Source organism: Cryobacterium suzukii (assembly GCF_004403185.1).
Lineage (GTDB): Bacteria > Actinomycetota > Actinomycetes > Actinomycetales > Microbacteriaceae > Cryobacterium > Cryobacterium suzukii.
The window spans coordinates 14603-28341 of record NZ_SOHJ01000014.1; the positions used below are offsets into that span (position 1 = coordinate 14603).

11 protein-coding genes are annotated in these 13739 nt (G+C 64.8%); 10 read left to right on the plus strand and 1 reads right to left on the minus strand.

Features of this window, described 5'->3' with window-relative positions; genetic code table 11:
* The first annotated feature begins 75 nt into the window (after positions 1-75).
* The 6 genes from mtrA to secA all read left to right on the plus strand — a co-directional run bounded on the left by mtrA (position 76) and on the right by secA (position 8742).
* Positions 76-756, plus strand: a complete 681-nt coding sequence (gene mtrA / locus E3T39_RS13895) for an MtrAB system response regulator MtrA (protein WP_134516336.1) — start codon at positions 76-78, stop codon at positions 754-756.
* A 65-nt stretch (positions 757-821) separates the two neighbouring features.
* Positions 822-2453 (plus strand): MtrAB system histidine kinase MtrB, encoded by a 1632-nt coding sequence (mtrB, locus tag E3T39_RS13900; RefSeq protein WP_420898166.1) that lies wholly within the window; start codon positions 822-824, stop codon positions 2451-2453.
* Positions 2446-4152 (plus strand): LpqB family beta-propeller domain-containing protein, encoded by a 1707-nt coding sequence (locus tag E3T39_RS13905; RefSeq protein WP_166784141.1) that lies wholly within the window; start codon positions 2446-2448, stop codon positions 4150-4152. Before mtrB ends, E3T39_RS13905 begins: the two co-directional genes overlap by 8 nt.
* A 98-nt stretch (positions 4153-4250) precedes the next feature.
* Positions 4251-4949, plus strand: a complete 699-nt coding sequence (locus E3T39_RS13910; RefSeq protein ID WP_134516340.1) for a ComF family protein — start codon at positions 4251-4253, stop codon at positions 4947-4949.
* A 143-nt stretch (positions 4950-5092) separates the two neighbouring features.
* Positions 5093-5797 (plus strand): ribosome hibernation-promoting factor, HPF/YfiA family, encoded by a 705-nt coding sequence (gene hpf, locus E3T39_RS13915; protein WP_134516342.1) that lies wholly within the window; start codon positions 5093-5095, stop codon positions 5795-5797.
* Positions 5798-5934: 137 nt separating this feature from the next.
* On the plus strand, positions 5935-8742 hold the full coding sequence (secA, locus tag E3T39_RS13920; protein WP_134516344.1) for a preprotein translocase subunit SecA: 2808 nt from the start codon (positions 5935-5937) through the stop codon (positions 8740-8742).
* Between the two features lie 93 nt (positions 8743-8835).
* Here secA and E3T39_RS13925 read toward each other — a convergent pair whose 3' ends face one another.
* Complete coding sequence (locus tag E3T39_RS13925; protein WP_134516346.1) at positions 8836-9276, minus strand: Rv3235 family protein; 441 nt, start codon at positions 9274-9276, stop codon at positions 8836-8838.
* A 132-nt stretch (positions 9277-9408) separates the two neighbouring features.
* Here E3T39_RS13925 and E3T39_RS13930 point away from each other — a divergent pair, with 132 nt between their 5' ends.
* From E3T39_RS13930 to E3T39_RS13945, 4 genes are all read left to right on the plus strand, one after another.
* Positions 9409-10008, plus strand: a complete 600-nt coding sequence (locus tag E3T39_RS13930; protein ID WP_134516348.1) for a hypothetical protein — start codon at positions 9409-9411, stop codon at positions 10006-10008.
* Between the two features lie 88 nt (positions 10009-10096).
* Positions 10097-10732: a hypothetical protein gene (locus E3T39_RS13935; RefSeq protein ID WP_134516350.1), complete on the plus strand. Its 636-nt coding sequence runs from the start codon at positions 10097-10099 to the stop codon at positions 10730-10732.
* On the plus strand, positions 10732-11994 hold the full coding sequence (locus E3T39_RS13940) for a CpaE/TadZ family protein (protein WP_134516352.1): 1263 nt from the start codon (positions 10732-10734) through the stop codon (positions 11992-11994). Before E3T39_RS13935 ends, E3T39_RS13940 begins: the two co-directional genes overlap by 1 nt.
* A 44-nt stretch (positions 11995-12038) precedes the next feature.
* The gene (locus tag E3T39_RS13945; RefSeq protein ID WP_134516354.1) at positions 12039-13532 is read left to right on the plus strand and encodes a sensor histidine kinase; all 1494 of its coding nucleotides are present in this window, start codon (positions 12039-12041) and stop codon (positions 13530-13532) included.
* The last annotated feature ends 207 nt before the right edge of the window (positions 13533-13739 follow it).

The window sequence follows — 13739 nt, forward strand, 5'->3', positions numbered from 1 at the left end:
TTGCCGTACTCATCGGGCAATCTGCTGAGCGAACGACATCAGAACACTCGTGACTTACGTTCTGGAAAGAGACCCATGACTGCACGCATTTTGGTTATCGACGACGATACCGCCCTGTCCGAGATGATCGGCATCGTTTTGCAAGGCGAGGGATTCACTCCGGGTTTTTGTGCCGATGGATCGCTCGCCCTCGAGACGTTTCGTATCGAGAAGCCCGACCTGGTCTTGCTTGACCTCATGCTGCCCGGCCTCGACGGCATCGAAGTGTGCCGGCTGATCCGCGCAGAATCGGGGGTGCCGATCATCATGCTCACCGCCCGGTCTGACACCACAGACGTGGTCAAGGGGCTCGAGTCCGGTGCCGACGACTACATGGTGAAGCCGTTCAACCCCAAGGAACTCGTCGCCCGCATTCGCACCCGCTTGCGCCCGCCGGCCGCCGACGGCGCACTTGCCCTGCACATCGGTGACCTCGTGGTGAACGCAGTGGGCCACGAAGTCACCAGAGGAACGGCCGCGATCAACCTCACGCCGCTCGAATTCGACCTGCTGCTGGCCCTCGCCTCCAAACCCCAGCAGGTCTTCACCCGCGAAATGTTGCTGGAGCAGGTCTGGGGTTACCACTACAAGGCGGACACCCGGCTCGTGAACGTGCACGTGCAGCGGCTGAGAGCCAAGGTCGAGCACGATCCCGACAATCCCAAGATCGTCATGACGGTGCGCGGCGTCGGCTATCGCGCCGGTGCGGTCAGCTAGAGACCCCCGACCCCGATGTCCAACCGGCGACACCCGCTGAAACGGTCTCCCAAACCGTGCCACAGCTGACCTATCGGAGCAGGCCACGCAACTGGCCGAGGCTCGTGCGCGCGTCGTGGCGTTCGTCCCTGCAATTTCGGACGGTGACGGTTTCGGTCGCGCTTTCCGGGCTGGCCATTCTGATCGTGGGGGTGTACATGTCGGTCAGCATCGGTAATGACCTGTTTCAGTCGCGGCTCAGCCAGGTCCTGCTCGAATCAGACCGTGCAACCAGTGCCGCGCAAAGCCTCTTCGATTCCTCCGATGCCACCGACCGGGTAGCGGTGCAGAATTTGCTCAGTTCGGCCCGCACCTCGATCTCCGCTGCCTCGTCGAGCCGACTGGTCGCCGTGCTGCGGGTACCTGGCCAGGATCCGTCGACCGTTGCACCGCTCGATTCGTCGACGTTTGGGCAATCGACCGGTGTGATCGGCGCCGACCTGCGCACCGAGGTGCAGGCGAACGACGGTGATCAGTTTTGGCAGTCCGTCACCCTGATCGGTGACGAGGCCACGACCATTCCCGGCATCGTAGTCGGGTCGCAGATCACGGTTCCCGTGGCCGGCCGTTACGAGCTGTACATTGCCTACAGTCTGCAGGATTCCGAAGCGACGCTGCTCTTCGTGCAGCAGACGCTCGGGGTGGCCGGCGTCGCCCTCGTGCTGCTGATCGGGGCCGTATCGTGGATCGTCGTGCGCTTCGTCGTCACTCCGTTGCGGGTGGCCGCCGAGACGAGCCAGAAACTTGCCTCCGGCGACCTGGAAGTGCGCATTCCCGAGAAAGGCGAAGACGTCATCGCCACGCTTGCCCGCTCGTTCAACGGCATGGCCGACAGCTTGCAGAGCCAGATTCGTGAGCTCGCCGACCTATCCGAGGTACAACAACGTTTTGTGTCGGATGTCTCGCACGAATTGCGAACGCCGCTCACGACCATCCGCTTGGCCGGCGATGTGCTGTACGACCAGCGGGCGACATTTCCGCCAGCCACCGGTCGCACCGCTGAGCTGCTGCACACCCAGGTGGAACGCTTTGAGTTGCTGTTGAGTGACCTGCTTGAAATCAGCCGGTACGACGCCGGCTCGGTGGACCTCGAGAGTGAACCGACGAACCTGGTCTATCTCGCCGAAGACGCCATCGACAGCCTGAGGTCACTGGCCGAGTCCAAGGGGAGTGACCTGCGGCTGGTAGCGCCGGGCGGGTACCTCAACGCCGACGTCGATCCGCGACGCATCCGGCGGGTTCTGCACAACCTCATAGGCAACGCCATCGAACACGGTGAAGGTAAACCCGTCGTGGTGTCAGTCGACAGCGACGCGAATGCGGTCGCACTCGCCGTGCGTGACTACGGGCTCGGCATGACCCAGGCCGAGGTCGCGCACGTGTTCGACCGGTTTTGGCGTGCTGATCCGTCTCGCCAACGCACCATCGGGGGCACTGGACTCGGACTGGCCATCTCGCGCGAAGACGCGAGCGTGCACAACGGCTGGCTACAGGTCTGGTCGAGTCCGGGCGAGGGATCGTGTTTTCGGCTGACCCTGCCACGCACAGCCGGAGCCACGCTGGAATCGTCCCCGATCCCATTGCCACCCGACGACGCCACGGCAGCGCTGGGCGAGGTCGGGCATGTGCCAGGAATGGGCGGAGGTCAGCATGACTGATCGCAGAGCGCGCCGTTCAGCCTGGCGGGTCGTTTCGGCGTTGTTCGTGGCAGCCAGTCTCGCCGTCGGACTCGGTGGCTGCACCGGCATCCCTCGCGACGGAGTGGTGCACGCCGGCAATGACATCGCGCCGGACGATAATCCAGCCCCGGTTTTTCTGCCGGCGCTACCGCAGAAGGACGCCTCGACGGAGTCTATTCTGCGCGGCTTCATCGACGCATCGTCAAGTCCGGAGAACAACTACGACATCGCCCGCCAGTTTCTGGCTCCGCCGTTTCAATCCAGTTGGGATCCGACCTCTGGCGTCACCGTCGATAACGGTTCAGGGCGTACCCTGACCGTCCTCGACGACGCCACCACCCTCGTGGCGGTCACACCGATCGCGGAAGTGGACCAGTCCGGGGAATACCGCGAGGTTGACGCAAGCCCGGTACCGTTGCGCTACGAATTTGCGCAGATCGGCGGCCAGTGGCGTATCAGTGCGGCCCCGGATGGCACGGTGATTGACGAAAACACCTTCAATGACGTTTTCAGTGCCCAGCCGGTCTACTTTTATGACCCCAGTTTTCGGTTTTTGGTGCCGGACCTGCGCTGGTTTCCGCGCGGCGCATCCGCTCCAACGAAACTGGTCAACGCGGTCTTGAACGGACCGAGCGCCTGGTTGGCCGGCGCCGTGGCCACGGCCTTTCCCGAAGGCTCCGAGCTCACCGCCGACGCCGTGCAGGTCGTCGGGCGTCAGGCCATGGTCGATCTGAACAGCGAAGCCCTCAATGCCGATCGGCAGACCCTCCAACGCATGAAAGCACAGCTGGCGGCAAGTCTGCCGACGGGGCTGACAGTTGAAATCACCATCGACCAGAACTCCCAGGCCATCACTGCTCTGGAATCGGGGGCTCCGCTCGTGGATCCGCGGGTGGATGCCCGGGCGCTCGTGCTGCGTGGTGATGAGTTCGGTTTTCTCGCCGCTACCGGGCAGAGCATCACTGCGCTGGATGGGCTCTCTGACACTATCGCCCAGCTTGCTCCGACGGCTGTGACGCTCGCATCGGGCCAGGGATCGGCGGCCGTACTCGCCAGCGACGGCGTCTACGTCGTCCGGGCCGGCGACGACCCCGAGCTGCTCGACGCGCGCGCGGGGCTGCTCGCGCCCTCAATCGACAATGACCGCTTCGTCTGGTCGGTGCCGGCAAACGATCCGAGTGCACTCGTCGTCTACAGCCCCACCGGGGACGCAACCTTGCTGCCGACTCCGTGGCCAGAGGCCACGTCGATCGCGGCACTGAAAGTGTCCCGAGACGGCTCTCGGCTGATCGCGCTCCTCGGCACCGGTTCCGAGACCCGATTCGTCATCGCCTCCATCATTCGCACCGGCGCGGCGCCGATCGGAATCGGTGCGCCCGTACTGCTGGCGTCTGGCGGCGGAATCGGCCGCGACGCGACCTGGATCAATGAATTGACCGTCGCCTCGCTCAGCACGTTGCCCAGCGGCGAAGCCCGCATCGTCGCACAACAGATTGGTGGTGTCAGCACCATTCTCGAATCCCCCCTGAGTAGCCGGTTCATTGTCGGCAGTAACTCGGTGCGCGATCTGCGAGCCCTCACCGACACGGGCAGCCTCGAGGTGCAACGCGGAGCGGGCTGGCAGGCCCGCATCGATGAAGTGACCCTGCTCGCCACCCAGCAAGGCCTCGGCGGCTAAGCAACCGGCCGCTCCTCCCCAGAAAGCGCCGAGACGCGCTTGTCCACCGCTGGCGAGTTCGGGCCGGCCCCGCCGGTATCCCGCGGCACACTGAGGCCATGAACCGACAACTGCGCGATCGCCTGGCCGCCGCGAGCCGGGATGCCTGGGCAACCGTGCTGCCGACCGAGTGCTGTGGCTGTGGTGTCGTCGACCGTGCTCTGTGCGCCGACTGCAGGCGGGCGCTGGCGCCTTCCGTGCACCCGGTCGTCCGCGACGACGCCCTCATCTGGGCGGCACTCACCTACGAGGGTGCTGCCCGCCACGCGATCGCCGCTTACAAAGACGGCGGCCGAACGGATGCCGCCGCCGCCCTCGCCGCGCCGCTGCGAGCGGCCATTGTGGCCGCGCTGGCCGCCGTGCCCGCTAACCGTGAGGATCGTGATGCTGGGCGCTCTGACGCCGGCCCCGGAATCCAGCTCGTGACCATCCCGTCGTCTCGTCTGGCCTGGCGTGTTCGGGGCTACCACCCGGTCGATGCCCTCCTGCACCGCGTCGGCCTGCACCCGTTTGCGGCGCTCGCGCAGCGCATCGAGGCTCTCGACCAAGTGGGCCTCGGTCGGGCGGCGCGGGCCGCGAACAAGAGCAACAGCCTCGTCGCCAGGCGTCCGCTCGACGGGGTGCTGGTGATCCTGGTCGACGACATCGTCACCACGGGAGCGACCCTGCTCGAGGCGCGGCGCGCCGTGTTCGCTGCCGGCGGTGCCGTCGTCGGTCTGGCCACACTTGCGGAAACTCGGCGTCTGCTGCCCCCGTAATGGCCCTCAGTGCAGCTCCAAGTGCCCCAACAGCAAACTCGTCGACAAATGCTGTGACTTATTGCACTCCCACGGCTACGGTGGAGACAAAGGCGCGAAATGACCGCCCGGTTTTGGGGCGGTCCGCCAAACTGGAGGTCGTCATGGAAACTAACATTGTCGGACGCAACCTTGGGATCACGGATCGTTTCCGGGATTACGCAACGGAGAAGGCTGAGAAAATCGCCCTCCTCGCCGAGAAGGCCCTCGCGCTCGAGATCAAGGTCAGCCGCCACCACGAGAAGAACGGCGCTGCCGTCGGCAACGACCGGGTCGAACTCACCCTGATCGGCAAGGGGCCGTTGGTTCGGGCCGAAGCAGATGGATCCGACAAGTACGCCGCTTTTGACGTGGCGCTGGGTCGTCTGCTTGAGCGGGTTCGCCGGGCCAAGGACCGCAAAAAAGTACACCGCGGCGGCGCCCACCGGCCCACTTCGCTGCACGAGGCGTCCGCGGTCGGCTTCAGCGTCATCGACATCACGCCGGCCAACCCCGAGACGCTCGAGCGGGTACGCACCGGCGCGATTCCCATCGTGCAGGCGGATGCCCCCGAGGCCTCCGCCGAAGAGGAGTACTGCCCCGTCGTCATCCGTCGCAAGGTGTTCGCCGCGGCCCCCATGTCCGTCGATGATGCCCTGTATTTCATGGAACTCGTCGGCCACGATTTCTACCTGTTCCAGGACATCGAAACCAAGCGCCCCAGTGTGGTCTACCGCCGCAAGGGCTGGGACTACGGAGTCATCGAACTCGACGGTTCGGTCGGTGAGCTGCAGGAGGCTGTGCCCGTTGCCAGCGGGCGTGCCAACTGACCAACTAACATTGCCTTAGCCGCCGACCAGGTCGGTGCTCTGGCATCTGCCAGACGAGAGGCGCAGGCGTGTGCTGCGGCAGTCCGATTGGGCTGCCGCAGAGCGTGCCTGCACCGTTTGACTAGTGGAGTACATTCGTGGCGTCAATTCTTGAAAAGGTTCTTCGTGTTGGTGAAGGCCGCGTTCTGCGCCGCCTGGAAAACTACGCGAAAGCCATCAACGCGCTGGAAGAAGACTTCCACGAGCTCACCGACGAGGAGCTCAAAAACGAGACCGTCACCCTGCGGGAACGGTACTCCAACGGGGAATCGCTCGATGATCTACTGCCAGAGGCCTTCGCCGCCGTGCGTGAGGCGAGCACCCGCACCCTGGGACTGCGCCACTTCGACGTGCAGCTGATGGGTGGCGCCGCCCTGCATCTCGGCAACATTGCCGAGATGAAAACCGGTGAGGGCAAGACCCTTGTCGCCACCACTGCTGCCTACCTCAACGCCATCAGCAGCCGCGGTGTGCACGTCATCACGGTCAACGACTACCTCGCGAGCTACCAGAGCGAGCTCATGGGCCGCGTCTTCCGTGCCCTCGGTATGACGACCGGATGCATCGTCTCCGGTCAGACTCCGGCGCAGCGGCGCGAGATGTATGCCGCCGACATCACCTACGGCACCAACAACGAGTTCGGTTTTGACTACCTGCGCGACAACATGGCGTGGCAGGCCAGCGATATGGTGCAGCGCGGGCACTACTTCGCCATCGTCGACGAAGTCGACTCGATCCTCATCGACGAGGCTCGTACCCCGCTGATCATCTCCGGGCCGGCATCGGGCGAAGCGAACCGCTGGTTCAACGAGTTCGCGAGTCTGGCCAAGCGTCTCATCGCCGACGAAGACTTCGAGGTCGACGAGAAGAAGCGCACCATCGGCGTACTCGAACCCGGCATCGAAAAGGTCGAAGACTATCTCGGCATCGACAACCTCTACGAATCGGCCAACACGCCGCTGATCTCTTTTTTGAACAACGCCATCAAGGCTAATTCTTTGTTCAAGAAGGACAAAGACTACGTCGTCATGAACGGAGAGGTGCTCATCGTCGACGAGCACACCGGCCGTATTCTCATGGGACGACGCTACAACGAGGGCATCCACCAGGCCATCGAGGCCAAAGAGGGCGTCGCCGTCAAAGCCGAGAACCAGACTTTGGCCACCGTCACCCTGCAGAACTACTTCCGCCTGTACTCGAAGATCTCCGGTATGACCGGCACGGCCGAGACCGAAGCCGCTGAGTTCATGAGCACCTACAAGCTCGGCGTCGTGGCCATTCCCACCAACAAGCCGATGCAGCGCATCGATCAGTCTGACCTGATCTATAAGAACGAAGAGTCCAAGTTTCGTCAGGTCGTTGAAGACATCGCCCAGCGCCACGAAGCCGGACAGCCGGTTCTGGTCGGCACGACCAGCGTCGAGAAGAGCGAGTACCTGTCCCGCCTGCTCGCCAAGATGGGCGTGCGCCACGAGGTCCTCAACGCCAAGAACCATGCCCGTGAAGCCGCGATCGTCGCGCAAGCCGGTCGACTCGGTTCGGTGACCGTCGCCACCAACATGGCTGGCCGTGGCACCGACGTGATGCTCGGCGGTAACGCTGAGTTCCTCGCCGTCGCCGAGATGAACGCGAAGGGCCTCAGCCCGATAGAAACCCCTGACGAGTATGAACTCGCCTGGGACGACGTGTTCAACGCCGTCAAGGCCGACGTCAGCGAAGAGGCCGAGAAGGTCATCGCCGCTGGCGGTCTGTATGTGCTCGGTACCGAACGGCATGAATCACGCCGCATCGACAATCAGCTGCGCGGACGTAGCGGACGTCAGGGGGACCCGGGTGAGAGCCGGTTCTACCTCTCGCTCACCGACGACCTCATGCGCCTGTTCAACGCTGGTGCAGCCGAAGCACTGATGGGCCGCCAGGGCGTGCCAGACGACATGGCGATCGAATCCAAGGTGGTCAGCCGCGCCATCCGCAGCGCGCAGTCACAGGTCGAGGGTCGTAACGCCGAGATTCGCAAGAACGTGCTCAAGTACGACGACGTTCTCAACCGTCAACGTGAGGCCATCTACGGCGACCGTCGCCACATCCTCGAAGGTGACGACCTGCACGAACGTACCCAGACTTTCCTCACCAACGTCATAGACGAGGTGCTCGACGTGCACGCGAGCGATGGCAACGGTGACGACTGGGACTTCGACGCGATGTGGACCGAACTGGGGACCCTCTACCCGGTGGGACTGACCATCGACGAGGTCGTTTCAGAGGCGGGAGACAAGGGCAAAATCAATCGCGATTTCATGCGCCGTGAGATTCTTTCCGACGCCAAGCTCGCCTACTCACGTCGTGAAGACTCCCTCGGTGCCCCGGCGATGCGTGAACTGGAACGCCGCGTGGTGCTCTCGGTGATCGACCGTCGCTGGCGCGACCACCTCTACGAAATGGACTACCTGAAAGACGGCATCGGGCTGCGTGCGATGGCACAGCGCGACCCGCTGGTCGAATACCAGCGCGAGGGTTTCGCCATGTTCCAGCAGATGATGGGCCAGATTCGCGAGGAGACCGTTGGATTCCTGTTCAACCTCGACGTCGAGGTGACGGCCGGTACCGGTGCCGTCGCCGGGCCGATCGTCGCGGCCAAGGGGCTCGCCCCGGCCGATGCCCCCGAGGAGAAGCTGAGCTACACCGCCCCGAGCGATTCCGGCGGAGTCGAGGTGCGCAATCAACGCGGCCAGATTCAGCAGGCCGCCACTGATCGCGCACGGCGCACGGCCACGGTTGCGGCGAGCGATGACGAGCCGGCAGAAGCGGCCGGCCCGCCCCAACGCGGAGCGTTTGGGCAGAAAACCGAGGGTGCCGCCCCGGTAAACCGGGCAGAGCGCCGCGCCCAGGGCAAGAAGACAATCTAGCCCCGACGTACGCCGACAACGCACGCCCATTCGTGGGCGTGCGTTGTCATGGGGCCGGTTGGGCATTCGGCTGCTGGCGGTGCCGCCCGCGCATTACATGACTACGAGCACCGTGGCACGCCAGCGCTGATCCAAGCCCTCCAACTGCACCGAGACGACGTGCGCTCGGCGTTTGTCGTACACCAGGATCACTGCGTTGAAACCGCCGGTGTCGGTCGGCCAGGTCTTCACATGGTCGATCCACAGCCTGGGTCGTTCAGTGACGACTCCCGTGATGGCTCTAGCCCGAGCAGCGATCGACACGCGCACGCGCAGATGGGCGTAGACGTCGTCGGTGACCCAGCGCGCGAGCTGCTCGAGGTCTCTGGCTCCGGCGATAACTTCGACAGCCCGCAAGGCTAGGGCGCGCAGCACCTGCTCCGCCTCGGGCCGGTGCGCCTGCCCAATCGGCTTTGGGCTGACTCCGCGCGCATCGATACGGGCCTCCAACGGGGGAACCTGCGCGCTGGAAGCTCCGGAACCAGATGACGTCATTGTTCCTCCTGATATCGAACGTGCAACTCATGTGGCGCAAAACCTAATCAGCTTGATCACCGCGCTGTCTAGCGCTTAAAGAGCCTGTGCATAACGCGAGCGAGATCGTCCGGCGTCGGCTACTTTCGACGTGTGCGCTGGGACGATTTGTTTGATGACCTCGAAGGGCAACTCGAACGTGAGCTGCACTCCGAAGCTACTGACCTGCGCCTGCAGGAAGAACGTGCACGGTTGGACAAGCTCTCCCTGCGCACCCGATTGAGTAACGTGGTGCGGTCGGTCGGCCTCGGTGGCGCGCTGCAGCTGCGCATCGTGCTGGTCTCTGGTGAAACCATCGCGGTTCGCCCGACGACACTCGGTCGCGACTGGCTCGCGGCCGACTTGCCGGGCTCCGGGAACGGTCGGGTTCAGTGCGTGATCCCGCTCTCGGCCATCGCCGGTGTGGTGCTCAGCGACGAGCAGAATCTCGCCTCGCTCGCGGTCGAGTCAGAATCCACCGGAAAGTTGATCGAACGCGTCGGTTTTCCCTTTGTGCTTCGAGACCTGTGCCGTCGACGCCGCAGCGTGGAGCTCGAGACCCGCGGTGGTGTCCTGGCTGGCACCATCGACCGGGTCGCGCGTGACCACCTCGATCTGGCGGTGCATCCGCTCGGAACGCTGCGCCGCGCGCCGGAAGTCCTGCACTACCGTCTCGTGCCGTTCTGGCAAATTCACGTCATCCGGCTCGGCTAGTTGTGGATAACTTTTCCACGATTTTCCGCAGTCGGGCACGATGGGCCCAACGCATCAGCAGAAGCGCTACACACCAGGGAGGTAACGGATGAAAACAACCGGTCCCACACGCACGCGTCGTCGGTTCTGGGTCGATCCCCGATTTGTCATCGGTGTGGTGCTGGTCGCTGCGTCGATCGCGGGAGTCGGCGCGATCGTCGCCGGCAATGATCGCACCATGGCGGTCTACACCGCACGGCACACCCTGACCATCGGCGACCAGCTCAGGTCGGCCGACCTCGTGGAAAGCCGGGTGCAGCTCGGCGGTACGGCCGACCTGTATCTTGTGCCGGCGGCCGACCTGAAGCGCGGTCTGCTCGTCACCCAGACCATTCTGGCCGGCGAACTCGTGGCACGGTCCGCGGTCGGGCAAGCGTCGGGGAGCGACGTGACCAGTGTCGTCGTCGATGTGCCCGGAAGACTGGCCGCGTCCATCGTGGCGGGCTCCGTCGTGGATACCTGGTCGGCGCGGGCGACCGGGCCCAGCGAATATGCTCCGCCAACGATTCTCGTGGGGCAGGCCGTCGTGGTACGAATCGTCGAACCGACCGGCATCATCGCGGCCGACAATGGTCAATCCGTCGAGATGCTCGTGCCCAAGGCCAACGTGGGCGCGGTGCTGGAAGCGATCATGAACGGTGATGCCCTCGCGATCGTGCCCGTGAACACCCCGGTGGTGCCCTGATGGCCAGGCTCGCGCTCGTGCTGGACCGAGCGACCGAGCAGCGGATGCTCGCCGAGATCGTGGATTGTGGGCACAGTGTCGTCACGCGCGTTGATACTGCCCGGGAATTTCTCGAGACGCTATCGCATGGGCAGCCGCACGTCGTCGTCGTCAGCGGTCGCCGGGAGTCTCTGACCGGCCAGCTGATCGCCGCGTGCGACGAGCGCGGCATCCGGGTCGTCGCCCTGACCGCGACCGAACAGGAGCGACGGCACGCGGGCACGCTCGGCCTCTACGAAACGGTCGCGATACCCTGCGACTGGTCGGAGATCGAAGACCTGCTCGTGTCGGGCGTTGTCGTTCCGTTGCGGGTGGGGGAACGACATTTCACCGGCGGCGCGCTCAACACGGGCTCGGTGATCGCGGTGTGGGGCCCGTGCGGCGCCCCGGGGCGCACCACGCTCGCCATCAACATCGCGGCGGAAATCGCAGCAGCTGGTCACACCGTCGTGTTGGCCGACGTTGATACATACAGCGCCTCGATCGCCCCGAGCCTTGGCATGCTCGACGAAGCACCTGGCTTCGCTGCCGCCTGCAGGCTGGCCGGCAGCGACAGTCTCAACCAATCGGAGCTTGAACGTATCGCGCAACGCTACAACTCGCCCAAGGGCGCTTTCTGGGTGCTTACCGGCCTCGGCAGGCCGTCGCGCTGGCCGGAGCTGTCGACCGAACGGGTCACCCGCACCATCGACGCGCTACGCCACTGGGTGGACTACGTGGTGGTCGATACCGGGTTCAGCCTGGAGAGCGACGAAGAACTGACCAGTGACGTGTTGGCGCCCCGGCGCAACGCCGCCACCGTCACTGCCCTGCGCGCGGCCGACCACGTCGTCGCCTGCGGGCTGGCGGACCCGGTTGGGATGGCCCGGTTTCTTCGCGCCTGGAGCGATCTCACCGAGGTGATCGGCGGCAGTACGGTCAGCGTCGTGATGAATCAGGTGCGGGCGAGTGCTGTCGGGCTGAATCCGCGAGCGCAGGTCACTGCAATGCTGTTGCGTTTCGGCGGCATCGAATCATCGATTCTGGTGCCGCACGACCAAGGCGCCCTGGACGCGGCGGTATTGACCGGTCGCACGCTGCGGGACGCGAGCCCGAAGTCTCCGGCGCGCGTGAGCATCCGTCGTTTTGTCCTGGAGGACCTGATCGTCCTTCCTGCCACGGAATCCAAGCGGATGCCGCGGCGCGTCAAGTGGCGCGCACGAAAGGCAGCCCCGGTTATGTGAGGTCACGGCGATGTGAACCCACAGATACACCTAGGCTATGGAGAGTGTCGACGCTCAGTGATCTCGTACTTGCCCAGGGCCGCAGCAGCGCGGAAGACGTGGACTGGCTGCATATGCTGGTCGCGGACGGCCAACTGCTCGCCGACCTCGCGTTCGCGGATATCGTCGTGTGGGTTCCGACGACCTCCGACAGTTTCGTCGCGGTAGCTCACGCGCGCCCATCAAGCGCGGCGACCCTGTTTTATCGGGACTTCGTCGGCCAGCACATCAAGGCGGAGTGGCGCAACCAGGTCACTGAAGCCTTCGAGACCGCGAAGATCGTCGACCGTAATGCCCCGGCCTGGTACGAGGAGACTCCCACCCGAGTGCGGGCCATTCCGGTGCTGCGCCGACTGAGCACGAGCGGATCCGAGGTGACGGATGCCCCGGTGGCGGTGCTCACCCGCCACACCAACCTGAGTGAGGCGCGCACGCCGAGCCGTCAGGAATTGACTTTCAATGACTGCGCGAACGACCTTTTCACCATGATCGCGTCCGGCGACTTTCCCGATCTCGGGGCCCCGACCGGACCGCGCCGCGGCGCACCGCGAGCTTCGGACGGCCTGCTGCGGCTTGACGTCGACGGCCTGACGACCTTTGCCAGCCCGAACGCGCTTTCCGCGTTCAACCGCATGGGTTTCGCCGAAGAGCTCGAGGGGGAGTCCCTCGCCGAGGTCACTACGAGCCTGCTCACCGGTACCGCCGTCGTCGACGAGTCCCTCCCCCTGGTCGTCACCGGGCGGGCACCGTGGCGCACCGATATCGAGGCGCGCGGGGTGACGGTGTCGCTCCGTGCGATTCCCATTCGCAATCGTGGAGAACGGGTTGGTGCGATCATCTTGTCCCGTGACGTCAGCGAGCTGCGCCACCAGGAACGTGAGCTGATCACCAAGGATGCGACCATCCGGGAGATCCACCATCGGGTCAAGAACAACCTGCAGACCGTGGCCTCCCTGCTGCGCATCCAGGCGAGGCGCACCCAGTCCGACCGGGCGCGTGAGGCACTGACCCAGGCGATGCGGCGGGTTGCCGCAATCGCCGTTGTGCACGACACCCTGTCGGAGGGGCTCAGCCAGATCGTCGACTTCGACGCCGTCTTCGAACGCGTGTTGCTATTGACGGTGGAGGTGGCATCCGCTCACAACACGACCGTGCACCCGAAGTCCTTCGGCAGCTTTGGCACCCTGCCAAGCGCCTATGCGACGCCGCTCGCACTCGTGCTGACGGAGCTCGTCACCAACGCGGTTGAGCACGGCCTCGCCGGGCGTGAGGGCGAAGTGTCGATCGAGGCGCAGCGCAGCGACGAGACACTCACCGTCATGGTGCGCGATACCGGTGCCGGCCTGCCGGAGGGCAAGGTGGGCTCCGGCCTCGGCACGCAGATTGTACGCACACTCATTCAGGGTGAACTCGGCGGCACCATCGACTGGCACACCATGATGGGCAGCGGTACCGAGGTAACGATCGAGATCCCCCTGCGCTTCATGCAGGAAGGCTAGTCCCCGTTCCATCCGGACGGGGCCCGGGCCCCGTCCGTGGGCCCAGTTTATAAACTGGGCCCACGTCCATAAGGTGGGCCCGGCGAGCGGATGCCCGCCGCGAGACCTGAGGGCTGTGAGTGCCGGACCGCGTGCGCACAAAAAAGCGAGCCCCCGGCCTCCGGGAGTACCGGACGGCCGTAGGCTCGCGTTCTAGGTTCTGCTGAC

Coding starts and splice junctions, on each gene's coding strand:
- E3T39_RS13940 (WP_134516352.1), top strand. CDS start 10,732: ATGGCCAGGCTCGCGCTCGTGCTGGACCGAGCGACCGAGCAGCGGATG.
- E3T39_RS13935 (WP_134516350.1), top strand. CDS start 10,097: ATGAAAACAACCGGTCCCACACGCACGCGTCGTCGGTTCTGGGTCGAT.
- hpf (WP_134516342.1), top strand. CDS start 5,093: ATGGAAACTAACATTGTCGGACGCAACCTTGGGATCACGGATCGTTTC.
- mtrA (WP_134516336.1), top strand. CDS start 76: ATGACTGCACGCATTTTGGTTATCGACGACGATACCGCCCTGTCCGAG.
- E3T39_RS13910 (WP_134516340.1), top strand. CDS start 4,251: ATGAACCGACAACTGCGCGATCGCCTGGCCGCCGCGAGCCGGGATGCC.
- E3T39_RS13905 (WP_166784141.1), top strand. CDS start 2,446: ATGACTGATCGCAGAGCGCGCCGTTCAGCCTGGCGGGTCGTTTCGGCG.
- E3T39_RS13925 (WP_134516346.1), bottom strand. CDS start 9,276: ATGACGTCATCTGGTTCCGGAGCTTCCAGCGCGCAGGTTCCCCCGTTG.